Genomic DNA, 21803 nt, shown 5'->3' on the forward strand with positions numbered 1-21803 from the left:
TGACAGAGAGCCCGGCAGATCCATTCGTTTTCATTCGGCTTGACCCTTCCAGTGAAGGGTGGAAAGAGCCTGGTGGCCATGGACATGAACCTTTTCAAGGACAAGAAGCGCGAGGTAGTCGCGTCTTTGCAGCGTTATGCTTCGCAGGAGCTGGGCTGTGAGCTGGGGGACATCCAGGCGGGGCATCTGCTGGAGTACTTTCTGAAGGAGATCGGGCCGTTTGCGTACAATCAGGGGGTGGAGGATGCGAAAGCGTACTTTGCCAACAAGGTGGAGGATCTGGCGGGGACGTGCTTTGAGGAAGGGCTGACATATTGGCACAAGGGTGCGCCTGGAAGCCGGCAGGTGCGGCGGAAGCCGTGAGGTGGTGGGACGGGAATTTTAGACAGGATGACAGGATTTGTAGGTGGGGAGGGGGATGGGGGAAGAGATGGAGGTTCGGGCGGAAGAGCTTGGAGAAGGTGTTTTTTACAGGATTGACACGATGGACAAGATTTACAGGAAGGGATATGAGATGAGACGGAAGTGGGGGCATGGGTCTGGCTGGTGCTGGTGATTTGGCTTCTGGCGGAGGGGTAGATAAATGGGCACGAGCGCTTTTCCTGATTGTCCGTGATGGAGGGCGTCGTTTAGCTTGTATCCGTTCTCCTATGCTGCGCTCGCTTCTTCTGCCCCTCTCTTTCGCCACCCTGGCTTCCGCTCAACTTCGTCCGGATGGGGCCACGGCCTCGTTCCGGGGTAGCCTGCCGCCAAAACCGGTGGCGGCGCTTTCTGCGGAGCAGGAGGCGGGGCTCGAAAAGGATCTGGCCGAGGTGACGCAGGCCTTCCAGGCGGTGAAGAAGCATGAGCGGGCGGCAGATGCGGATATCTTTTTGAAGGCAGTGCGCTATGCGCTGGATTTCGATGAGTGGTACGACAAGAAGGCCGAGGACGGCGTCAAGAAAGCGACGGCGCTGCTGGCGGAGGCGAAGACGCGCATCGCCGCGCTGAAGGCGGGCAAGACGCCCTGGATGGATGGCAGCGGGCAGAAGGTGCTGGGCTTTTACTCGGCCATTGATGGCAGTGCCCAGCCCTATGGGGTGGAGGTACCGGAGGGGCTGGAATATGGCCCAGGCAAGAAGGCGGTGCCGATGTGGATCTGGCTGCATGGGCGGGGCGATACGGCCACGGATTTGCACTTTGTTTACAGCCGCCTGAATGCGAAAAAGCCGGGCCAGTTTCAGCCGAAGGGCACGATTGTGATTCATCCTTTTGGCCGTTACTGCAATGGCTGGAAGAGTGCGGGGGAGACGGATGTTTTCGAGGCACGGGACGATGCGAAGGCCCGCTTTAACGTGGATGCGGACCGCATCGCGCTGACGGGCTTTAGCATGGGTGGGGCGGGGGCCTGGCACATGGGGGCGCACTTTGCGGACCAGTGGGCCTGTGTGCATCCCGGGGCGGGCTTTGCGGATGTGAAGCGCTATCAAAAGCTGACGCCGGACAAGTATCCCGCTTGGTATGAGCAGAAGCTGTGGGGCGTGTACGATGTGCCGGACTATGCGCGCAATTTTTTCAATGTGCCCCTGGTGGTGTACAGCGGTGAAAATGACACGCAGCGCGATGCAGCGGCCTACATGGAGGGTATCCTAAAAAACGAAGGGCTGACGATCCCGCACCTCATCGGCCCCGGCATGGGGCACAAGTATCACCCAGAGGTGATCAAGGAGGTACAGGCGAAGATCGAAGCTGCGGTGGAGAAGGGCAGGAATCCGATGCCGAAGAAGGTGGTGCTCCAGACGAAATCGAATCGGTACAACAAGATGTTTTGGGTCACTCTGGGGGCGCTCGAGAAGCAATGGGAAGATGGGCGTATCGAGGCGGAGATCGACGGCAAAGCCAAGCTGGTGCGGGTGAAGACGACCAACGTGGCCGTCTTTGATCTGGACCTGCCTTTCTGGGATCAGGGGGATCAGGCGGGCTATAAAGTGGTGATCAATGATTCAGCACCTCTTGAGCCTAATGCCCATGGATACGCCTGGATGACGCTGAATGGGGAATCCAAGCCTGGCTGGACAGGGGCGGGCCGGAATCAACGGCTTGGCGCGAAAGGCTGGGGAGAGGATGGGTTGATTGACTCGACGTTTCAGGAGAGCTTTACCATTGTGCTACCAGACAAGCCTTGTGCGAACCCGCAGGTGGATGCTTGGGTTAAAACAGAATCCGCCCATTTCATCCAACGCTGGCGCAGTCTGATGCGGGGAGACCCGAAAGTGGTGAAGGCCTCGGAAATCCCCGCTGATGCTGAGCTGGCCAATCTGTGCCTGTGGGGCGATCCGCAGGGCAATGCGGTGGTGGCGCGTGCGCTCAAAAATCTGCCAGTGAAATGGACGGTGTCTGAACTGACGATGGCTGGGAAGAGCTACGATGTGGCGACTCACGTGCCGGTGATGAGCTATGCCTGGGTGCAGGATAAGCAGTGGCACCGAATCGTGCTAAACTCCGGCCTGACTTTCCGGGAAGCGCATGACCGGACGAACTCGCTGCAGAACCCGAAGCTGCCAGACTGGGCCATTTTGGACATCACCCAGGCCCCGAATGCGGAGAGCGCAGGGAGGGTGGTGGTGGCGGACTTCTTTGATGAGTTCTGGCGCGTGAAGGCGGTGCAGTAAGGGGCTACAGGGGTTCAAAGGCCGGGACTTGGCAATTCCCGCTCCTTGGGGCGTGGAGAAGCTCGGAGGTGGGAGAGCTTACGAGAGTGCCAGAGGACTGGCGCAGTCCAGGACGCTTTGCGACGGTGTGGCTGCGCCCGCCAAGGCGTGGGGTTTGGGCGGACGAAGGGGAATGAGCTTTCGAAAAGCGATGTTGTCAGGATGGGCAGCCCAAGTCCCGGGTTTGCGACGGGGCGAGGTTGTGGCTCGTTCCTAGCCAGGATTCCTGACGGCGTGGGAGGGGGCATTCCGGGGCGGCGGTGAGAGGCAAAAAAGAGGCTGGAGGAGGAGGGTTTTTGAGACGTGGTCGGAGGCGGGTGTGCAGGCGTGTTTTTCTGCTTGTGGAACGTGGGTGGGTAAAAGTGTGTGGAACGCCCGATTTCAGCGGGCTGGGCTGGGTTTTTACGAGGGTGAAAATCGACCTGTAAAAAATCGTGTTTTTTTCGTCAAAATTCCTTGGCAGGAGGGGGCAGCTTGCTACCCTGGAAACCTCCCCATCGAGCACGTTTCTGAAGCGGGTTTTTGGACAGACTCAGGCGATGGAACAACGACCACTTTTATGCCAGACGAAATCATTGAATCCATTGATTCAAACTCCACCGCTGTAGCTGTTGACCAGGCCTACGGTGCCGACCAGATCCAGAAGCTCGAAGGACTGGAAGCGGTGCGCCTCCGCCCAGGGATGTACATTGGCGATCCGGATGAGCGCGGCCTGCACCACTGCGTGTTCGAAGTGGTGGATAACTCGATTGACGAGCACCTGGCTGGCTACTGCAAAAACATCTGGATCAACATCCATACGGATGGCTCCATCAGCCTGCAGGACGATGGCCGTGGTATCCCAGTGGAAATGCACCCGAAGGCGGGAATCCCGACGGTGGAGTTGGTGCTCACCAGCCTGCACGCAGGTGGCAAATTCGGCGATGGGGCGTATGAGTTTTCCGGCGGTCTCCACGGCGTGGGGGCGAAGTGCGTGAATGCTCTCTCGGACTGGTTTAAGTGCGAAGTTTTCCGCGATGGCAAGATCTACGCGATCGGCTTTGAGCGTGGCAAAACGACGGAGCCGCTAACGGTGCTGGGCGATCTGGATGACCCGAAAACGACAGGAACGAAGATTTCGTTTTTCCCAGATGCGACGATCTTTACCGTGACGACGGTGTTTGTGTTTGAGCGCCTGTTGGTACGCCTGCGGGAGCTCGCTTTCCTGAACCCGGGCATCCGCATCACGCTGACCGATGAGCGCGGTGAGACGGAGCGCCAGGAAGTGCTGTATTACCAGGAAGGCGTGAAGCAGTTCGTGCGTGAACTTGGCGCGGACAAGGACAAGATTCACCCGGATGCCATCGCGCTGGCGGGTCGCCGCGAAGTGGTGATTGATGACAAGAATAAGTTCATCCTGGTGGACTGCGTGTTGCAGTGGAACAAGGGGCTGAATGAGCAAACGCTGTGCTTTGCCAACGCGATTCCGAACCCGGACGGCGGCACGCATTACAGCGGCCTGAAAGCGGCCCTCACCCGTGCGGTGAAGGCCTACATCAATACCAATCCAAAGAGCTTTAAGGATAAGTTGCCGGATATCGAGAGTGATGACTGCCGCGAAGGTCTGATCTGCGTGCTGAGCGTGAAGCTGCCGAACCCGCGCTTCAACTCCCAGACGAAGGTGAAGCTGGTGAATGGCGAGGTGGAGGGCGTGGTCAGTTCCATCGTCTATGAAGGGCTGATGCGTTTCTTTGATGAGACCCCGGACATCGCGGTCACCGTCATCAACAACATCATCATTGCGGCCAAGTCGCGTGAAGCAGCCCGCAAGGCTCGTGAAGCCATCCGCAAGGATGCCATGAGCAGCGGTGGTCTGCCTGGGAAATTGGCAGACTGCTCCGAGCGCGACCCATCGAAGACTGAGCTGTTTATTGTCGAGGGTGACTCCGCCGGTGGCTCTGCCAAAATGGGCCGCAATCGTCACAATCAAGCCATCCTGCCTCTGCGAGGCAAGCTGATCAACACGGAGAAGGCCCGCCTGGAGAAGGTGCTGCAGAACAAGGAAGTGCAGACCATGATCACCGCCATCGGCACCGGCATCGGTGGCGATAGCGAGGTGGAAGGCTCCTTCAACATCGAGAAGCTGCGCTATCACAAAATCGTCATCATGACCGATGCCGACGTGGATGGCTCCCACATCCGCACTCTGCTGCTGACGTTCTTCTTCCGCCAGATGCCGGAGCTGGTGAAAGGCGGCCACATCTACGTGGCGCAGCCGCCGCTTTATCAGGTGACGCGCAAGAAGCGCGAGGAGTACGTGCAGGACGACGCGGAAATGGACGCCATGCTGTTGGAAATGGGTTCGGGCGAAATCAGCCTGCGCAACATTTCCGATGGCAGCACGGTGGCGGATGACCGCCTGAAATCCATCTTGGAACTGCTGGTGCCAGTGGCGAAATTTGCCGACATCATCCGCCGTCATGGCGGCGATTTCGAGGCCTATCTCCAGGCTCGTGATGAGGTCTCCGGCAACCTGCCGCACTACCTCGTTTCAATCCGTGAAGGTAACGAGGCAAAGATTCTCTATTTCCTCGGCAATGAGCAGCTTGCCGCCTTTGCTCGCGAGAACAACGACCTGCATCTCTTTGGCAAACCCGAGGTGGATCCGGAAGGCAATGGAGCCGCTGCACCGAAGGCGCATCGCCGCGCTCGCCTCATCGAAATTCATGAAGCGCACGGCATGAAAAGACGCTTCCAGCAGTTGGATGAATTGGGCCTGCATGTGGACCATTTCAGCAGCCAGGACGTGCCGCTTTTCGAGGTCATCGAAGGCGAGGGAGATCACGCCAAAGTCCACCCCGTTTTCAGCATCCCCGGCATCCTGGACAAGGTGATGGAGATCGGCAAACGCGGGATGGAAATCAAGCGCTTCAAAGGTCTGGGTGAAATGAACGCCAAGCAGCTTTTTGAGACCACGATGGACCCGAACAAGCGCACGCTGCTTCAGGTTAAGCTTGATGAATCGAACGCCCAGGAAGCCGAGCGAATCTTCACCATTTTGATGGGTGATGTGGTAGAGCCCCGGAAGCATTTCATCGAAGAGAATGCGCTGAATGTGCGGAATTTGGATGTGTAAGGGAAGTCAAGAGTCAACGGTCAAGGCCGGTCAAGCTGCCAGCCATCGGTGACTCAAAACTTGATTAGCATGGCCACTGTCGATCTCACAGAACTTCGTGTTTACCAACTCGCGATGCGGGTTGGGAGCGATGTGTGGTCCATTGTGGACGGCTGGCCCTGGTTCAGCAAACAGGCCCTTGGATTGCAGTGGGTTCGTGCGGCGGATTCCATCGCTGCCAATATCAGCGAGGGCTATGGTCGTTTCTCCTTCAAGGAGAACGCCCGGTTTTGCTATTATGCCCGAGGTTCACTCCGCGAAACGGAGACTTGGCTGGCCAAGTCTTTTGAGCGGGCATTGGTCCCTCCGCCCTTTGACCTGGACCTGCCCATGAAGCTCGACGCTTTGCGCCGGCAACTCGACAACTACATTCACTCACTCGGACGGTCTTCTGCCTCCACACTCAGCGAAGATCCTCCTCACGATGGTTCTTCGTTCATTGAACTTCCTTCTCTGGAAGAATTTTTAGCCCAATTCGATTCGTCAGCCTCCTAACTTTTCTACCGGCCTTGACCTTTTGACGGTCTTGACGCCTTGACTCCAGCCTTTCCCGCCATGCAAGAATCCAACACCCGTCCCATCTCAGTCGCTGACGAGGTCAAGAACTCCTTTCTTGATTACTCGATGTCAGTCATCATCTCCCGTGCGCTGCCGGATGTGCGGGACGGGCTGAAGCCTTCCCAGCGCCGCATTCTGTATGCGATGCATGAGCTGGGCCTGTATCCGCCGAAGAAGCAGATGAAGTGCGCGAAGATCTGCGGTGACACTTCGGGTAACTATCACCCGCACGGTGAGGCCGTCATCTACCCGACTCTGGTCCACATGGGCCAGCCGTGGGCGATGCGTGAGACGCTGATCGATCCGCAGGGGAACTTCGGCTCGGTGGAAGGTGACCCGCCGGCTGCCATGCGATACACGGAAGCCCGCATGACGCCCCTTGGCGGCACGCTGATGTCCGACATGGAGAAGGACACCGTGGACTTCGTCCCGAACTACGATGAACGTCTGACGGAGCCGACCGTGTTCCCGGCGGCGTTTCCTAACCTTTTGGTGAACGGAGGCACCGGCATTGCCGTGGGCATGGCGACGAACATGCCGCCGCACAATCTGGGCGAAATCGTGGACGGTGTCTGCGCGCAGATTGACAATCCGGCCATCACAAACAGTGGGCTTGCCCAGTTCATCAAAGGTCCTGACTTCCCGACGGGGTGTGTGATTCACGGGCTGGACGGCATCCGCGAATACATGGAGACCGGCCACGGCAGTGTGCGTGTGCGCGGCCAGGCAGAAATCACGGAAAATGGCGGTCGCGAGCAGATCATCATCACGGAAATCCCGTACAACGTGAACCGTGCGGAGCTGGTGAAGCGCATCGCGGAACTGGCCAATGAGAAGATCATCACAGACATCACCTCCGTGCGGGATGAGTCCGATGAAAACACCCGTGTGGTGGTGGAGCTAAAGCGCGATGCCCGCCCGCAGGTGGTGCTGAATAATTTGTATAAATTCACGGCGCTGGAGAGCAGCTTCAGCATTCACATGCTGGCCATTGATGGCGGTCGCCCGCGCGTGCTGAGCATCAAGGACGCCATCGCTTGCTATATCGAGCACCGCCGCGAGGTCATCATCCGCCGCACCCGCTTCCTCCTGCGTAAGGCGGAGCAACAGGCGGAAAAGCTGGAGGCTTACTTGCTGGCCTTGGGCCATCTGGATGACTTCATCAAGATCATCCGCGACAGCCGCAACCGTGACGAAGCGCGTGCCGGGCTGAAGTCTTACCAGTTCAGTGTGACGACGGCGCGAAACCTGGGCATCCTCATTCGCAGCCAACCGAGCATCCAGGGAGACAGCTACGTCTTCACGGATACGCAGGTGGATCAGATCCTGGAACTGCGCCTCTATCAGCTCACGGGCATGGAGCGCGAGAAGATCAAGGCGGACTACGATGAGCTGCTGGCCACCATCACAGACCTGATGGACATCTTGGCGAAAGAGCACCGCGTGCTGACCATCATCAAGGATGAGTTGCAGGCTATCAAGGCCAAGCACGGCACCCCGCGCTACACCCGCATTGATGCGGCTGGCGGCGGCATCGAGACGATCGACCTCATCCCGAATGATGCGAACATCGTCACGCTGACGCACTTTGGTTACGTGAAGCGCACGCTGACCACCGAGTACCGCCTGCAGGCACGTGGCGGCAAAGGCCTGAAAGGCATGGAGGCCCGCGAGGCCGCGACGAAGGAGGACAAGAATGACTTCGTGGAGACGCTGTTCAGCGCGAATATGCATGACTTCCTGTTATTCTTCACGAACACCGGGCGTGTCTATGTGGAGCGTGTGTATCAGCTCCCCGAGGCCCCGCGCACAGGCCGTGGCCGCAGCATCAAAAACGTGCTGAACCTGCGCCCCGAAGAGAAGATCAACAGCGTGCTGCGTCTGGAAGCCCAAGGCGTGGAAGACGATGCGATGTGGAGCCCGGAGAAATTTGTGCTCTTTGCGACCAAGGACGGTACGGTGAAAAAGACGGCGCTGGAAGCCTTCAAAAACTACCGCAAGGACGGCATCATCGCGATCAACATCGAGGAAGGAAACGACCTCGTGGACGTGGTGCTGACCAACGGCAGCAGCGAGATCTGCTTTGCCACCCGCGAGGGCATGTGTCTGCGCTGTGTGGAGACGGACATCCGCGCCATGGGCCGTGGGGCCGCTGGCGTGCGCGGCATTCGCCTGGATGAAGGCGACTACCTGGTGGCGCTGACGGCGGTGGAGCCAGATACCCAGCTCCTTGTTGTTTCTGAAAAAGGCCTGGGCAAACGCACGCCGTTTGAAGATTACCGCCTGATCAACCGTGGCGGCAAGGGCGTGAAGACCATCAACATCACGGAGAAGACCGGCAAGGTGGTGGCCGCCATCGCGGTGCATGACGATGATGAACTGATGCTGATCACCAGCAAAGGGCAAAACGTGCGCATCCGTGTGGGTGGGGACAAAGGCATCCGCGAAACGGGTCGTGTGGCCCAGGGTGTGAAGCTGATGGACCTCAAAAAAGACGAGACCATTCAGGATGTGGCCACGGTGATCGCAGATGAAGAGGATGACTCCGCCACCAGCGAAGAAGGCGAAGCCGCCATCGTCGCCGAAGGTGGAGACACCCCGGTTGCGGGCAGCGAGGCCCCGGCTGAAGAAGCATCTGAAACACCTGAGGCAGACTCCACCGAGTCTTAATCCCGAGCGCTGCTGCCCCTTCCTCCCATTCCGCATGTCATCTCCTGCCTCATCCTTCCCCCGGCTGCAATCTGCGCGGCTGTATGGAATTGTGGATCTCGGCTATTGCACTCCGGCGCAGGTGGAGGCGATGACGGCGGCACTGTGTGAGGGCGGAGTGGATCTTTTGCAACTGCGGGCGAAAAAGCTCACACTGCCGGAGATCGAAAAACTGGCACGACGGATGCACCCGATCACCCGCGACCACGGCGTTCCGCTGATCATCAATGACCACCTCGAAATCGCCGCCAGCATCGGCAGTGAAGGCGTGCATGTGGGCCAGGATGATGAGGCGGTGGCCAGGGCGCGTGCAGCCGTGGGGCCGGGTGTTTTTGTGGGCAAGTCCACCCACAGTCTGGCCCAGGCCGTGGCGGCCCAGGCGGAGGCGGCGGATTACATCGGCTTTGGCCCGCTGTATGCCACCGGGACAAAGCCGGACTATGTCCCCATCGGCCTGCAGGACATTACGGAGGTGCATCAAAAGGTGCAGCTCCCTATCTTTTGCATCGGTGGGGTGAATGCGGAACGGCTGCCGGAAATACTCACCGCAGGCGCGCGTCGTGTGGTGGTGGTGTCGGCTTTTTTGCTGGCCCCGGATGTGCAGGCGTATGTACGACAGATCAAATCTTCACTGCCCTGATTTTATGGCCCTCGTCCCTGTGCTACGCATCGCCTTTTTGCTGGTTGTTTCAGCCTTGACGGTCCAGGCCCAGGCACCGAAACCACTGCCGCCCGTGCTTCTGCAATGGGCCGAGGCGCAAAAGGACATGCCAGACATGGTGGTGGCCTTTCGCCAGACGCGTACGACTCCGGCGCTGAAGCAGCCAGTGAGTACGCCGGGCAAGTTTTGGCGATTCAAGGATGGGGCTTTCCGCTGGGAACTGGGCCAGCCTGCGGCCACAATCTTGGTGCGGGATGGCACGGAATTTCGTGTGCGCGAAGGGGCCGATGGTGCCTGGCAGGCCCTGGATGAAAAGGATGCCCGCTACCGCATGTGGTCGCGCTTTCTCAGTGGGCAGGAAGCCTCGCCCGAGGAACTGCAGCAGCACTTCCTGGTGGATGCGGCGGAGCAAACAGCGGAGGTGACGGCCATCACGCTGCGGCCCAAGGCCCCCTTCATCCGGCGGCACCTGCGCCAGCTCGATCTACAGATTTCTCCGAAGACCTTTCGCCTGCTGCAACTGCGTGTGCTGCAAGGCGATGGCGCGAGCTTGACGATGGCCTTTTCAGATCCGGAAACCGTCTCTGCCGCTGAGAAGACGAAGCTGCTGGCGCGGTAAGTGTCGAGGGCGATCTGTTTTTTTCTCACCTTTCTGGCCTACTGGCGGAAGTGACGAAAATGGGGTGCATGAATTGCTTTGCGAAAGGCATTTCCTTTTTAGACTCAGTCCCCCCATGTCCGTTAAGATCCGTCTCAATACTGCCTCTGCCACCCACGTCGTCCTTGCCAAGGTCGGGAATCCCCAGCGGGAGGAGCCGCTGGAGACTTCGAAGGAAGTGTTCCCAATTTCAGACGAAGATCAGCCCTCGCTGACGGCCATTTTCCTGAAGCCGTTCAAGAACCTGATGGCGCATCGATTCACGCATCATTCCTCGCTGGACCAGCATGAAATGAACACCTGCGTGAAGGCGATCTTTGAAACGAAGGATGGGCTTTACCAGCGCGGGGTGGAGATCGCTAAGCGCCTGTATTCGAAGTCGAACCACCCGAACATCAAGGCTGGAGATCTGTGTATCGCCCACATCAAGGAGGCGCAGGTGGAGGGCGAATTTGTGCAGGGTCTGTGCATCCTGAAATCTGAAAGTGTGGTGCCGTTTTTGAGCATCTCCACAAAGGATGGCGACTTGCAAATTTCGACGGAGCAGGGGATCAACCCAGACAAGATTGACAAGGGCTGCCTGATCTTGGACTACTGGTCAAAGAAGGGCTACTACGTGCTGACCTTTGATCGCAGCGGCTCGGATTCGCGCTTCTGGGTGCGCGATTTCCTGGGGGTGGAGGCAGTGCCGGATGCGGCCTTCCTGACGAATGCGTACACGAAGATGGCGGTGGAGTTTCTGGAGGAGGAAAAGCCTGCGGACGACACGCCGCCGTGGGACACCTGCAATGCCGCACGCGGTGCGCTGGAGTACTTCGAAGAGCGTGAAAAATTCGATCTGCAGGAGTTCGAAGAAGAGGTGCTGAAGACGCCGGAGGCGAAGACGAAGTTCCAGGAACATCGCGCCCGTTTGGAAGAAGAGCAGGGGCAGCCGCTGGAGACCTCGTTTGAGATTTCCAAGAAGGACGTGACCAAGGCGAAGAAGCGCATCAACGCGGTGCTGAAACTGGACACGGGGGTGGAGATCCACGTGAAGTCCACGCTCTCCACGGAGAATGAGCCGGTGCTGGAGCGCGGCTACGATGACAACAAGGGCATGAAGTACATCAAGGTGTTCTTCAACAAGGACCTTTCGGCGAATCCAGCGTGATTTTTGGTTGCGTTGTTGGTTAGGTTTTGAGGGTGGAGACGGCTTCCGTCTCCACCCTTTTTTGTGGGGGATTTTTTAGACAGGATTGCAGGATGGGCAGGATTAACAGGAGGGGGAGGGATGGAGGGATGAGGGAAAGGCCCAAGGAGCGGGACTTGCCAAGTCCCGTGGTTTGAGGGGGAGGGGGGATTCGCTCAGTAGTATGAAACACTTGTAGTTAGGTGAAGTGGGGGGATTTTTTACTGAGCATCTTTTTGCCTATTTCTGGGAGGTGGGGCCGTGAGGGCATGTGCAGGTTCAGAGGCCGGGACTTGGCAAGTCCCGCTCCTTGGGGGCGTTGGGGAAGCTCGGAGATGGCGGGGGCGGACGGTGGGAGTGGGATGCTGCGCATCCGATGGGTTTAGGATGCGGACAAAGTGTCCGCGCTCCTCTCGGGGCCGGTGTTTGTCGAAGATGGATGAGCTTTTAAAACAAAATACCCCCGGCTGGTCTCTGGGGATGCCAGAGGGCCGGGGGTGGAGTCGAAAGAGGCGGGGGATTAGCCGAGGTTGGCCCCCAGCTTTTGCAGCATGGCTTCGAGCTGGCGGCCATACCTGATGTAGCTGTCGTACTGCTCTTTGGCCTTCTGCTCGGGGGAAAGGTCATCGGCGGCGCCGGCACCGTGGAAGACGACAGCGACGTGGGGCTCGATGCTGATGTAGCCGTTGTAGCCAGTTTCCACGAGGTCCTTCATGATGCGCTCGGTCTGGCCTTCGCCTTCACCGGGGTAGGTGTATACGGCGTCGTTTTTAGCGGTGTCCCAGATGCCATCTTTGACGTGAACGTGGGCCATAAAGGGCTTGATGGCCTGGTACATGGCCCAGGCATCCTGCTTGTGGCCGGGGCGGTCGCGGTCGTCAATGAAGACGGGGTTGCCCGTGTCGAAGACCCACTTCATGCCGGGGACGGCTTCGGCCATGCGCTGGACGTAGGTGGGGCTCATGCCGCCCCAGTTCATGCAGTTTTCGTGGACGACGGTGAGGCCAGCATCGGCAAAGCGCTGGTTGATTGCCTGCATGCGCTTGATGCGCTCTGGGGCGAACTGTTCTTCGAGGTCCTTGCCGGAGTCGTCCTTGCAGACGGCGTAGGACATGACGCGGATGAGCTTGGCACCCAGCTTCTGCATGCGTGGGATGGCGCGGCTGATTTCAGCCTCGGTGATGCTGAAGTCGTCAGTGATCTTTTTGGCCCAGTTGCCGATGAGGGAGCCGAAGCCGCTGATCTTCATGTTCTTCTCTGCGAGGTGAGCGACGACTTTGTCGAACACGGCATCGGGGATCTCATGCAGGTTGCCTTTGACGCCATCGAACTCGACGGCGCGGCATTCAATGCTGTCCCAGCCGAGTTCCTGGTGGGCCTGGATCTGCACGTCGAGGGACGCGCCTGCTTCATCTGCGATGCCGGTAAGTTTGATCATGGTCAGTAAAAGGGGGTATCGGTTACGAGAACCCCTTCTTTAAAGGAAGAACACGCCGCTGGCAAGCGGGGCTGACAGTACGGAAGTGGCGAGGAGGTGTGATTTGGTGATGAGGGCTAGGAAGCAGAGTGCCGCTGGCGAGGAAGATGGTGATTCCAGTCTTGGAAGGAACCGTTCATGGCCTCGCGGACGAGGTGGCGCAGTTTTTTGCGGGCGCGATGCAGGGCGGTGCGCTGGGCTCCTGACTGTGGAGAACGGTGTTCCTCCAGGAGAAGTGGGTGAAGATGCTGCCAGACGGGGGCGGGTATCTCTGATTGTAGGCGGGTGATGGCTTGGGTGAGACAGCCTTGGAGCCAGGCCCGGTCATGTTGGGTCGCTGGGGTTTCATGATGGGCGGGCTCTGGGATGTGATCGTCCTCCAAGGAGAGGTCGGGTAGGGAGCTGCTGCGGCATTGGCGGGAAGCATCGCGCCAGCGATTGATGAGCAGATGACGTAGGCGGACGGAAAGGTGTTGAGCCTGGAGCACGGGTGCCTGCTGAGAAAGGGCCTCAATGTGGCCGCGCCGCAGGAGATTGAGAAAAAGGTCCTGCACGGCATCTTGGGCGGTTTGGGGATCGCAACCGCGCTGGCAAGCAAGGTGATACAGCCGAGACCAATGGGTGCGACAAAAGTCATTGTCGAGAGACAGGCTTTTCGCATGGGGAGACGATGTAGAGGAATCACGAGCAGACATCATGGGGGCGGGGGAGGGTGGAATGACCGCAACCTTGGTTGGAGCGTGTAAAGCTTCTGTGTGAGAGAGCCTGTAAAATTGTTAAGTTTATGTAAATCTGTTCTCACTTAACGGATTGCACCTTTACAATCAGGTCAGATGTCCTCTGAGAAACATGCCTTTACCGATGGTTTGACCCACGTTCTGGTGATTGATGACGACCGTAAGTTGTGCGGTCTGATTCGTGATTACCTGGAGCCGCTGGGCTATGCGGTGGCGATGGAGCATGCTGGGCCGGAGGGCGCGGAGCGGGCCGTGGCGGAGCCGTGGCATGCGGTGATTTTGGACCTGATGCTGCCGGGCTGCGATGGCTATGAGGTGCTGCGCCGGGTACGGGTCAAATCGGCAGTGCCGATCCTGATGCTGACGGCGCGGGGGGATGAGGCGGACCGCATCGTGGGCCTGGAGATCGGCGCGGATGATTATTTGCCAAAGACGTTTTCCAGTCGGGAACTGCTAGCGCGGCTGCGGGCGGTGACACGGCGGGCTGCTTTAACCCAGGCTGCGGTGACGGTGGAACCCGTCGTGAAGGAGCTCATTTCTGGGCCGCTGAGGCTGAATCTGGATGCGCGGGTGGCGACGCTGGATGACCGTGCTTTGAACCTCACGCCAGTGGAGTTCGATATCTTGGCTGCGCTGATGAAGTCGCGAGGAAGGATCCGCTCACGTGAGGCCTTGATCGAGTCTTTGCGAGACCGTGAGTATGAGGTGTTTGATCGCAGTATTGACGTCCATATTGCGGCGCTGAGGCGAAAGCTACGCGACGATGCGCATGAGCCGAGGTTTATCCGTACGGTGCGCAGTGCAGGTTACCTTTTTATCCAGGCCACGAGCTGAGGTGTATGGCGGCTTTAGGCAAAGAGATTTTACCCGAACCAAACGCAGACTTATTTTTCCATGCAGGGCTTTGAATTTATCCGAATGCGTGCGCTGAATCTCTACACTCGCATCCTGCTGTGGCTGCTGGTGAATGTGGTGGTGCTGGGGGTGGTATTTTTATTGGCGCTGAAATGGCAGTTTGCGGAAGGGTTGCAGGGGGCGCTGGGTGGAATTGCGGGAGATCGGCTACAGGTCATTGGCCAGGCTGTGTATGAGGATCTGAGTACGCACCCGAGAGAAGGGTGGGATGAGCTTTTGAAGGCCAGAGGACGTCCTTATGAAGCTAAGGTGTCCCTCGTCACCATTCCTGAGCGAATCATGATGGGAGACCCAATCACGGTGCCGCTAAAGCTGAAAGAGATTATTCGACAGATGAACCCACCGGAGGGGCGTGGTGCACCGGGAAGACCCCCTCCCCCGCCGGGCCCAGATCGGCCCCCGCCGCTGCTGGATGAGCTGGATGCTTTTTTATCTGGAGAACCTTTTCCTGGGGAGGCGCGTCGGTCTCCGCCGTCTGACCGAGTGGACGGACCCGAGGGGCGCGGTCGTGAAGAAACCAGGCGAGATGAAAAAATTCCTGCCCGCTTTGGGACCTTTCTTGTTCAGGCTGGAGATCCAGCACTCTATTATGCTGGGGTGAGACTGCCACCGCCACCAGGATGGAAGCGTGAGGAGGGGCACTTGCTGCTGCTCATTGCCACCGACTCAATGACAGGTGGGGGGCTGTTTTTTGACATGCGACCTTGGCTGCTGAGCATTTTTGGAGCGATGGCCATTTCAGCACTTTTGTGGCTGCCGTTTGTGAAGAGCATCACAGGAAGTATCCGGGCGAACATGCATGCGACGGAGCAAATCGCGAAGGGGCGCTTTGATGTACGCGTGCCAGAGGACCGAGGGGACGAGATCGGGAGGTTAGCCCATGGGGTGAATCAAATGGCGATGCAGTTGGATGGTTTGCTTCGTGGTCAAAAGCGATTTTTGGGAGACGTGGCGCATGAGCTTTGTGGCCCGATCGCGCGGATGGAGATGAGCTTGGGTATTTTAGAGCCAAGGCTGGATGGAGGTGAGGCGTACCGTCTGGCGGATGTGCGGGATGAGCTGCGTCAGATCTCGGCCTTGGTCGATGAATTGTTGTCATTTTCCAAAGCTTCCTTGGGGCAAAAGACGAAGACGCCCGAAGCGGTGCTGCTGCTGCCATTGGTCGAAGGGGTGCTGCAACTGGAAGGGGTGCCGACGAATCAGTATCGAGTCCAAATGCCTACAGGACTGGAGGTGATGGCGGTGCCTGAGATGCTGCGGCGTGCGGTGGGTAATGTGGTGCGCAATGGGCTGCTGCATGCGCCAGGAACTGTGCTGGAGATTTCCGCAACTGTCGCAAAAAAAGTGGTCACACTCCAGGTGTCGGATGCCGGACCTGGGGTGCCTGAAGAGAGCCTGCCAAGACTTTTTGAGCCCTTTTATCGCGTGGATGTGGCGCGTGCACGCGAGACGGGGGGAACAGGCCTGGGACTCTCCATCGTCAAGACCTGTGTGGAAAGCTGCGGTGGGAATGTGAGTGCGCGGAACCGAGAGACAGGAGGATTGATTGTATCAATTGAGCTTGCTTGTGCTTGACCAAAAGAGGCTCAACGAACTAGATTGTAAATACCACCCCATGAAAACCAAGCTTACCCTTGCGGCCTTTGCCGCTGCATTCGCTGTTTCCGCCGCCTCCGCTCAGGATGGTGGTGTGGATTTTGAAAAGCAGATCCTGCCCATCCTGAAGCAGAAGTGCTTCAAGTGCCATGAGAAGGAAAAAGAAGACAATGGCAAAATCAAGAAGCCGAAGGGTGGTCTGCGCCTGGACAATGCCGAGGCCATCATGAAAGGCGGCAAGGAATATCCAGCGGAAAACGTGGTGGCGGGCAAGCCAGACGCAAGCTGGCTGCTGAAGACCATGGCGCTGCCAGAGTCCGACGAATTTGCCATGCCTCCAGAAGGCAAGGGTGACCGCGTGACTGCTGAAGAGCAGGCGCTGGTGAAGAAGTGGATCGAGTCCGGCGCTGCCTTTGGTGCCTGGAAGGGTGAGGAATAAAAGTCCTTTCCTAACACGATTATTTTTAATCACGGCCGGGCTGGATGCCCGGTCGTTTTTTGTTGGCATCTTAGGCTGGGTTATCGACCTTGACCTTCTTTGACTCATTGACCAAGCTTAATGCCTTCATTCCTCCCCATGTCTCCACTACCCATCCTCACCATTGCCGGTTCTGACTCTTCATGTGGAGCTGGTGTGCAGGCGGATCTGAAAGCGATTTCGGCTTTGGGTGGCTATGCCTTGAACGCACTGACGAGTGTGGTTTCAGAGACCCCGGGGCGAGTGTCGCGCGTGCAGCTTTTGGACGCAGCGATGGTGGCGGATCAGATTCGTGTGCTATTTGAAGGCTTTCCCATCGCCGCAGCGAAGACAGGCATGCTGGGGGGGAGAGCGCAAGTAGAAGCGGTGGTGAAGACCTGGCATGAATCGGCCCCTGCGGGAACACCGCTAGTGGTGGATCCCGTGATGGTGGCTACGGGTGGCGGTAAGCTGCTGGAAGATGACGCCATTGAGGCTGTGTGCAGTCAATTGCTACCGCTAGCGACGGTGATCACTCCCAACATGGATGAGGCCGGTGTGCTGTGGGGCAGGCCCGTGAAAACGCGTGATGAGATGGTGGCCTGCGCAATGGACCTCGCGGCAAAGTTTGGCACGGCGGTTTTGCTCAAAGGCGGACACCTGACAGGAGCGGCGGCGGATGTGCTGTGTGTGAAAGGGGAACTGACCTGGCATGAGGCAGCACGTACGCCAGGGGTGCAGACGCATGGGACGGGGTGCACGTATTCAGCCAGCATCGCTACGGGGCTGGGACAGGGTTTGCCATTGCAGGAAGCTGTGGCCCGGGCGAAGCATTACGTCAGCGCGGCGATTGCTGAATTTTTTTCCTGGGAGGGCAAGGTTGGCACCGTCCATGCGCTGAATCACCTAAAGAATGCTGCCCTATGAAAACGATGCTCGCCTGGTGCCTGCTGGCGGGGTTTACCCTAGCGGGTGAGCTGCCGACATCCCCATCGGGTGAAGGGGGGGCGGCCAAGGTGGAGGAAGTTTCCCAGACGGCGGTGCAGGCAGCCTTTCAGATCCTGCGTAGTGAATACATTCGAGGTGGAGACCTGACCTTTGATGAGTTGAATCGCGCGGCCTTTCAGGGACTGTTGGAGCGGCTTGATCTGGGGGCCGAACTGATGCGCAAAGCGGATGCGGAGCGCCCCATGCTGCGACGTGGAATCTTGGCGGAGATGCTGACGCCTGAGATCGCCTACCTAAGGCCTTTGGCTTTTGCCGAAGAAGAGGCAGGGCAAATGGCAGTGCATCTCAAAAAACAAGTGGAGGCCAAGGTGCCTTACCTGATTCTGGACCTGCGTAGTGCGGTGCCACCGGGGGATTTTGCCGTGGCTGCAGCGATGCTGGAGCTCTTCGTTCCACGTGCGGAATTGCTCTTTAAACTGAAGCAGGTGGGACGTGAAGATGCGCAACTTTTCATTGCCAATCGCGGACCCATCTGGACACAGCCCCTGGTGGTGCTGGTGGATGGTGAGACTTGCAATCTGGGGGAAACGATGGCGGCTGTGCTGCGGGAGCGAAAGCAGGCGCTCATTATTGGTAGCAAGACCCGAGGTGCCACGGTGCGCTATGAAACGCTGCCGTTGGATGCGGAATGGGTGCTGAGGTTTGCCCGAGCGGAAATGTTGCTTGCGGGGGATCGTGCGCTTTTTCGCGTGGGGCTGGTGCCAGACTTTTTGTTAGACTTGCCGGTTCCTGTGAAGCGGCAGATTTTCGATGCAGCGGGGCCGGTGAAAGAGAGCCTCTTTGATCGGAATCGTCTGCGTTACAATGAGGCGGCGTTGATCGCGAGAAAGAACCCTGAACTGGACGCCTACATTCGCCGCAGTGCTGGTGAAGAATTGAGCGATGACCGTCCGGTTTTGCGAGATATTGTCCTCCAGCGTGCAGTGGATATGCTAAGTTCACGCACGCACCTTCAGGGCAGCGCGCTGAAATGGCCCACTGGCCAAAAGCGGCTTGAACCTGCTGCCCCTGCTGAGGTGAAGAAAGCACAACCTGTGAAACCTTGATGATGATTCCTGAAACTGTAGAAACGACGGTGACGATCCGCAGCCCTCACTGCCCCCGCACGTGGCATGCCACACTGCCGAATGGGCGTGAAGTATTGGCCTTTCGCCCCGAAGAGGCGGAGCCTATCCTGCTGGATTCGGGTACCCAAGTGCCTGCTCGCTTAACGGTGGCGGACTTTTCGCGCGCGCTGCTATTGGTCTAAGAAGAGGAGGCCGCGATTCCGGAATGCCTCGTTCGATGAGCGGCCAATGATGTGTTTTGAGGATGGAGAATGCTTCTTGCCGAGGCGGGCAATCCGCCCATGCTAAAGGTCTTTACCATGCGCGTTCTGCTCACCACCACCAGCTACCAAGACACCCCCGGCGACCATCATGCTTTGCTCGAATCCCAAGGGTATGAGATCCATCGCGAGCGCGGACCTTTGCCAGAAAGCAAGATGCTGGAGCTAGCGGGTCAGTTCGATGCCTTTCTTTGTGGAGATGATGAGATCACGACAGCGGTGCTAGACAAGGCGCAGCCACGGCTGCGGGTGATCAGCAAGTACGGTATCGGACTGGACAAGATCAATGTGGAGGAGTGCACAGCGCGGAAGCTGCCGGTGCTTTTCACCCCCGGTGTGAATCACACCACGGTGGCGGAGCATACTTTCTGCCTGCTGCTGGCCCTGGTGCGCAATCTCGTGGATAGCGCCAATTCTGTACGTGCCGGACAGTGGAAGCGCGTGACGGGCAATGAGATCTGGAACAAGAAGATCGGTATCGTGGGCTTGGGCCGCATCGGCCAGGAAGTGGCGAAGCGGGCGATCGCCTTTGGTATGGAAGTGCACGGCATGGATATCTACTGGCCGGAAGCTTTTGCGAAAGAAAACCATGTGACTCGCCATGAGACCATTGAGAGCCTGATCGCGGCGGTGGATGTGCTGAGCCTGCATGCGAACCTGAGCGAAAGCACGAAGCACCTCGTTCGTGCGGACCGCATTGCCCTGGCGAAACCGGGCCTGCTGGTGGTGAACACTTCCCGCGCGGAACTGGTGCACATGCCGGACATGATAGCGGCCCTGGATGCAGGAACGATCGGGGGATACGGAACCGATGTGCTGGACGAGGAGCCACCGCCGGCGGATCACGCACTGTTGAAGCACCCGAAGGCACTCATCACGCCGCACATCGGCTCCCGCACGTATGAAAGCGTTCCGCGCCAGGCCATGCGTGCAACGCTGAATCTGGTGAACTACCTGAAAGGCGAGAAGGATGTGATCCAGGCGAACAAGTTTTAACGGCAGTCTTGGAAGGACCGTTTTAGAAGGCCCTCAGGTGCCATGGTTCCTGAGGGTTTTTGTTGCTGAGAGACGGAGAATTTTTAGACAGGATGGACAATCCCGCAGTCGCGGGAAGGATTAACAGGAAGGGTGGGTTGGGGTGCGTTGCATGGATATTACCCTTTTTGTTAGTCGGCATAATTATCCATCTTTTACCCGGCATCTTTTTGCCATTGTTTGGGTGGTGGGCGAGGCGCGAGATGTGCGCAGGTTCATAGGCCGGGACTTGGCAAGTCCCGCTCCTTGGGGGGCGATGGGGAAGGCCGGGGCATGAGACCTTTCGGCACGGGCCACCCGCTGGTGCTGGCAGCTACAGTGCGTAGCTGTGCCCGCCAGGGCGTGGGGTGAGGAGGTGTGCTTTTGAGGGGAAACCAAATACAAAAAAAGCACCCGTTTCGGGGTGCTTTTTGAAAGAGGCGTCGGGCGCTGCTTTAGCTGTGGGCGTTGAGGCCGAGCAAGCGTGTGAGAGTGCTTGTGGCAGAGGAGACTTTTTCCACGCGGTCTTTTTTGCCTTTGCCTTTGGCGATGGGCTCCGGGGCGATAGGGCCGATCTGGTGAACTCCGTCCGTCTTGAGGCCAGATTTTTTGTTGGTGACGGAGACCTTGACCTTGGCGTCAGGCTGAGGAGCGATGACTGGGGCCTGAATCGGTGCAGCTTCGGCGGGCTTTGCCTTGCGTGACCACGGCAGGAAGGAGAAGAGGGATGATTTAGGCTCTTCGACCAAAGGGATTGGCGCTGCTGGCACGGGAGCGGCAGCGGCAGCGGCCAAGGCGGCTGCTTTTTCAGGTGTCTGCGGGCCGCTTGGGGCAGGGGCCGCAGCGATCTGCGGCGTGGCGGCGGGGGGTGTCACATGGACAGGAGCGGCGGCGGGTTCAGCCACTGGCTCGACTTTCGGCTCATCGGCTTTTTTGCCGTGAGGGAGGTGATCTTTGGTGACGACAACCTTGGCACCGATGCCAACGCCATCGAAGACTTCTACCACATCCTTCATGCCCATTCGAATGCAGCCGTAGCTGGCAGGCTGGCCCAGGCGGTTTTCTTCGGTCGTGCCGTGGATGTAGATGTAGCGGCGCATCGCGTTGCGATTGCTGCTTTCCAGACCGCGCAGCCAGAGGATGCGGGAGACAATGGGGTCACGCCCGGGGGCATTCGGCTTCAGGACTTCGCCATTCCAAGAGCGGCTTTTTAGGACAGCACCAGCAGGCAGACCTTTGCCAATCTTGGCAATGATCTCATGCTTGCCCACGGGGGTGCGATAGCTGTTGGGTTGGTCTCCCAGGCCAAATTTCGAAGTGGAGACGACATACTGCTTTTTCAGCACGCCCTCTTCATAGAGACCCATCCGCTGGTCCTTGACGCTGACGACGACTTCCGACTTCGGGGCTGAAGTGCAATGACTCAGCAGTGCACCCGCCGCGAGCGCCAGACCCAGCCTAGCGATCCCTGGCCGGGCGCATGTCATACGCGGGAGAGAGTTGATGAAGTGCATTTGATATAAACTTAATAGAAGTTAAAGAATCTGCAATCGCCAATTAAGGAGAACTTGAAGAGTTAGGCGATTTTTTCGAAGTCTGGCACGCTGTCTTTCATGCCATGCAATCTGCCTGCCAAGTATGCATGAAATTACGTGTGCGCGGTGCATTTGTCTT

Annotated in this window: 18 protein-coding genes; 15 read left to right on the plus strand and 3 right to left on the minus strand. The window is 58.3% G+C overall.

Going from position 1 to position 21803, the window contains the following annotated elements:
* The first annotated feature begins 84 nt into the window (after positions 1-84).
* The 8 genes from HNQ64_RS07765 to HNQ64_RS07800 all read left to right on the plus strand — a co-directional run bounded on the left by HNQ64_RS07765 (position 85) and on the right by HNQ64_RS07800 (position 11580).
* The gene (locus HNQ64_RS07765) at positions 85-363 is read left to right on the plus strand and encodes a DUF2164 domain-containing protein (RefSeq protein WP_221305375.1); all 279 of its coding nucleotides are present in this window, start codon (positions 85-87) and stop codon (positions 361-363) included.
* Positions 364-650: 287 nt separating this feature from the next.
* Positions 651-2651, plus strand: a complete 2001-nt coding sequence (locus tag HNQ64_RS07770; protein WP_184207166.1) for a prolyl oligopeptidase family serine peptidase — start codon at positions 651-653, stop codon at positions 2649-2651.
* 598 nt (positions 2652-3249) lie between these two features.
* On the plus strand, positions 3250-5805 hold the full coding sequence (locus HNQ64_RS07775) for a DNA gyrase subunit B (RefSeq protein WP_184207167.1): 2556 nt from the start codon (positions 3250-3252) through the stop codon (positions 5803-5805).
* A 69-nt stretch (positions 5806-5874) separates the two neighbouring features.
* Positions 5875-6339: a four helix bundle protein gene (locus HNQ64_RS07780; RefSeq protein WP_184207169.1), complete on the plus strand. Its 465-nt coding sequence runs from the start codon at positions 5875-5877 to the stop codon at positions 6337-6339.
* Between the two features lie 60 nt (positions 6340-6399).
* Positions 6400-9072, plus strand: a complete 2673-nt coding sequence (gyrA, locus tag HNQ64_RS07785; protein ID WP_184207171.1) for a DNA gyrase subunit A — start codon at positions 6400-6402, stop codon at positions 9070-9072.
* Between the two features lie 34 nt (positions 9073-9106).
* Positions 9107-9751: a thiamine phosphate synthase gene (thiE, locus tag HNQ64_RS07790; RefSeq protein ID WP_184207173.1), complete on the plus strand. Its 645-nt coding sequence runs from the start codon at positions 9107-9109 to the stop codon at positions 9749-9751.
* 4 nt (positions 9752-9755) lie between these two features.
* The gene (locus HNQ64_RS07795) at positions 9756-10391 is read left to right on the plus strand and encodes a LolA family protein (RefSeq protein ID WP_184207174.1); all 636 of its coding nucleotides are present in this window, start codon (positions 9756-9758) and stop codon (positions 10389-10391) included.
* Positions 10392-10506: 115 nt separating this feature from the next.
* Positions 10507-11580 (plus strand): nucleoid-associated protein, encoded by a 1074-nt coding sequence (locus HNQ64_RS07800; protein WP_184207176.1) that lies wholly within the window; start codon positions 10507-10509, stop codon positions 11578-11580.
* Positions 11581-12118: 538 nt separating this feature from the next.
* On the opposite strand, the gene HNQ64_RS07805 is transcribed toward HNQ64_RS07800, so the two are convergent.
* On the minus strand, positions 12119-13036 hold the full coding sequence (locus tag HNQ64_RS07805) for a sugar phosphate isomerase/epimerase family protein (RefSeq protein ID WP_184207178.1): 918 nt from the start codon (positions 13034-13036) through the stop codon (positions 12119-12121).
* Between the two features lie 116 nt (positions 13037-13152).
* Positions 13153-13773 carry an RNA polymerase sigma factor gene (locus HNQ64_RS07810; protein WP_184207180.1) on the minus strand — a complete coding sequence of 207 codons (621 nt, stop codon included), beginning with the start codon at positions 13771-13773 and terminating at the stop codon, positions 13153-13155.
* A 135-nt stretch (positions 13774-13908) separates the two neighbouring features.
* Between HNQ64_RS07810 and HNQ64_RS07815 the strand changes: the two genes are divergently transcribed.
* The 7 genes from HNQ64_RS07815 to HNQ64_RS07845 all read left to right on the plus strand — a co-directional run bounded on the left by HNQ64_RS07815 (position 13909) and on the right by HNQ64_RS07845 (position 20111).
* Entirely contained in the window at positions 13909-14646 is a 738-nt protein-coding gene (locus HNQ64_RS07815; RefSeq protein ID WP_184207182.1) for a winged helix-turn-helix domain-containing protein, read from the plus strand.
* 84 nt (positions 14647-14730) lie between these two features.
* Positions 14731-16302, plus strand: coding sequence for a sensor histidine kinase (locus tag HNQ64_RS07820; protein WP_184207184.1), 1572 nt, complete (start codon positions 14731-14733; stop codon positions 16300-16302).
* Positions 16303-16342: 40 nt separating this feature from the next.
* Positions 16343-16762 (plus strand): c-type cytochrome domain-containing protein, encoded by a 420-nt coding sequence (locus HNQ64_RS07825; protein WP_184207186.1) that lies wholly within the window; start codon positions 16343-16345, stop codon positions 16760-16762.
* A 138-nt stretch (positions 16763-16900) separates the two neighbouring features.
* Positions 16901-17707 (plus strand): bifunctional hydroxymethylpyrimidine kinase/phosphomethylpyrimidine kinase, encoded by an 807-nt coding sequence (gene thiD / locus HNQ64_RS07830; protein ID WP_184207187.1) that lies wholly within the window; start codon positions 16901-16903, stop codon positions 17705-17707.
* Positions 17704-18834, plus strand: coding sequence for a S41 family peptidase (locus HNQ64_RS07835; RefSeq protein ID WP_184207189.1), 1131 nt, complete (start codon positions 17704-17706; stop codon positions 18832-18834). The genes thiD and HNQ64_RS07835 overlap by 4 nt, the downstream gene beginning before the upstream one ends.
* The gene (locus HNQ64_RS07840; protein ID WP_184207191.1) at positions 18834-19037 is read left to right on the plus strand and encodes a hypothetical protein; all 204 of its coding nucleotides are present in this window, start codon (positions 18834-18836) and stop codon (positions 19035-19037) included. The genes HNQ64_RS07835 and HNQ64_RS07840 overlap by 1 nt, the downstream gene beginning before the upstream one ends.
* 69 nt (positions 19038-19106) lie before the next feature.
* On the plus strand, positions 19107-20111 hold the full coding sequence (locus HNQ64_RS07845; protein ID WP_246430966.1) for a phosphoglycerate dehydrogenase: 1005 nt from the start codon (positions 19107-19109) through the stop codon (positions 20109-20111).
* A gap of 473 nt (positions 20112-20584) precedes the next feature.
* On the opposite strand, the gene HNQ64_RS07850 is transcribed toward HNQ64_RS07845, so the two are convergent.
* A complete protein-coding gene (locus tag HNQ64_RS07850; RefSeq protein ID WP_184207193.1) occupies positions 20585-21616 on the minus strand; it encodes a L,D-transpeptidase family protein in 1032 nt (343 codons plus the stop codon).
* Between the last annotated feature and the right edge of the window lie 187 nt (positions 21617-21803).

The organism is Prosthecobacter dejongeii, assembly GCF_014203045.1.
GTDB lineage: Bacteria > Verrucomicrobiota > Verrucomicrobiia > Verrucomicrobiales > Verrucomicrobiaceae > Prosthecobacter > Prosthecobacter dejongeii.

Bases quoted from the DNA above. Each gene is read 5' to 3' on its own strand.
- HNQ64_RS07800 (WP_184207176.1), top strand. From the start codon at position 10,507: ATGTCCGTTAAGATCCGTCTCAATACTGCCTCTGCCACCCACGTCGTC.
- HNQ64_RS07805 (WP_184207178.1), bottom strand. From the start codon at position 13,036: ATGATCAAACTTACCGGCATCGCAGATGAAGCAGGCGCGTCCCTCGAC.
- gyrA (WP_184207171.1), top strand. From the start codon at position 6,400: ATGCAAGAATCCAACACCCGTCCCATCTCAGTCGCTGACGAGGTCAAG.
- HNQ64_RS07825 (WP_184207186.1), top strand. From the start codon at position 16,343: ATGAAAACCAAGCTTACCCTTGCGGCCTTTGCCGCTGCATTCGCTGTT.
- HNQ64_RS07810 (WP_184207180.1), bottom strand. From the start codon at position 13,773: ATGATGTCTGCTCGTGATTCCTCTACATCGTCTCCCCATGCGAAAAGC.
- HNQ64_RS07850 (WP_184207193.1), bottom strand. From the start codon at position 21,616: ATGACATGCGCCCGGCCAGGGATCGCTAGGCTGGGTCTGGCGCTCGCG.
- HNQ64_RS07780 (WP_184207169.1), top strand. From the start codon at position 5,875: ATGGCCACTGTCGATCTCACAGAACTTCGTGTTTACCAACTCGCGATG.
- HNQ64_RS07770 (WP_184207166.1), top strand. From the start codon at position 651: ATGCTGCGCTCGCTTCTTCTGCCCCTCTCTTTCGCCACCCTGGCTTCC.
- HNQ64_RS07815 (WP_184207182.1), top strand. From the start codon at position 13,909: ATGTCCTCTGAGAAACATGCCTTTACCGATGGTTTGACCCACGTTCTG.
- HNQ64_RS07845 (WP_246430966.1), top strand. From the start codon at position 19,107: ATGCTTCTTGCCGAGGCGGGCAATCCGCCCATGCTAAAGGTCTTTACC.
- HNQ64_RS07820 (WP_184207184.1), top strand. From the start codon at position 14,731: ATGCGTGCGCTGAATCTCTACACTCGCATCCTGCTGTGGCTGCTGGTG.
- HNQ64_RS07795 (WP_184207174.1), top strand. From the start codon at position 9,756: ATGGCCCTCGTCCCTGTGCTACGCATCGCCTTTTTGCTGGTTGTTTCA.
- HNQ64_RS07765 (WP_221305375.1), top strand. From the start codon at position 85: ATGAACCTTTTCAAGGACAAGAAGCGCGAGGTAGTCGCGTCTTTGCAG.
- HNQ64_RS07775 (WP_184207167.1), top strand. From the start codon at position 3,250: ATGCCAGACGAAATCATTGAATCCATTGATTCAAACTCCACCGCTGTA.
- thiD (WP_184207187.1), top strand. From the start codon at position 16,901: ATGTCTCCACTACCCATCCTCACCATTGCCGGTTCTGACTCTTCATGT.
- HNQ64_RS07835 (WP_184207189.1), top strand. From the start codon at position 17,704: ATGAAAACGATGCTCGCCTGGTGCCTGCTGGCGGGGTTTACCCTAGCG.
- thiE (WP_184207173.1), top strand. From the start codon at position 9,107: ATGTCATCTCCTGCCTCATCCTTCCCCCGGCTGCAATCTGCGCGGCTG.
- HNQ64_RS07840 (WP_184207191.1), top strand. From the start codon at position 18,834: ATGATGATTCCTGAAACTGTAGAAACGACGGTGACGATCCGCAGCCCT.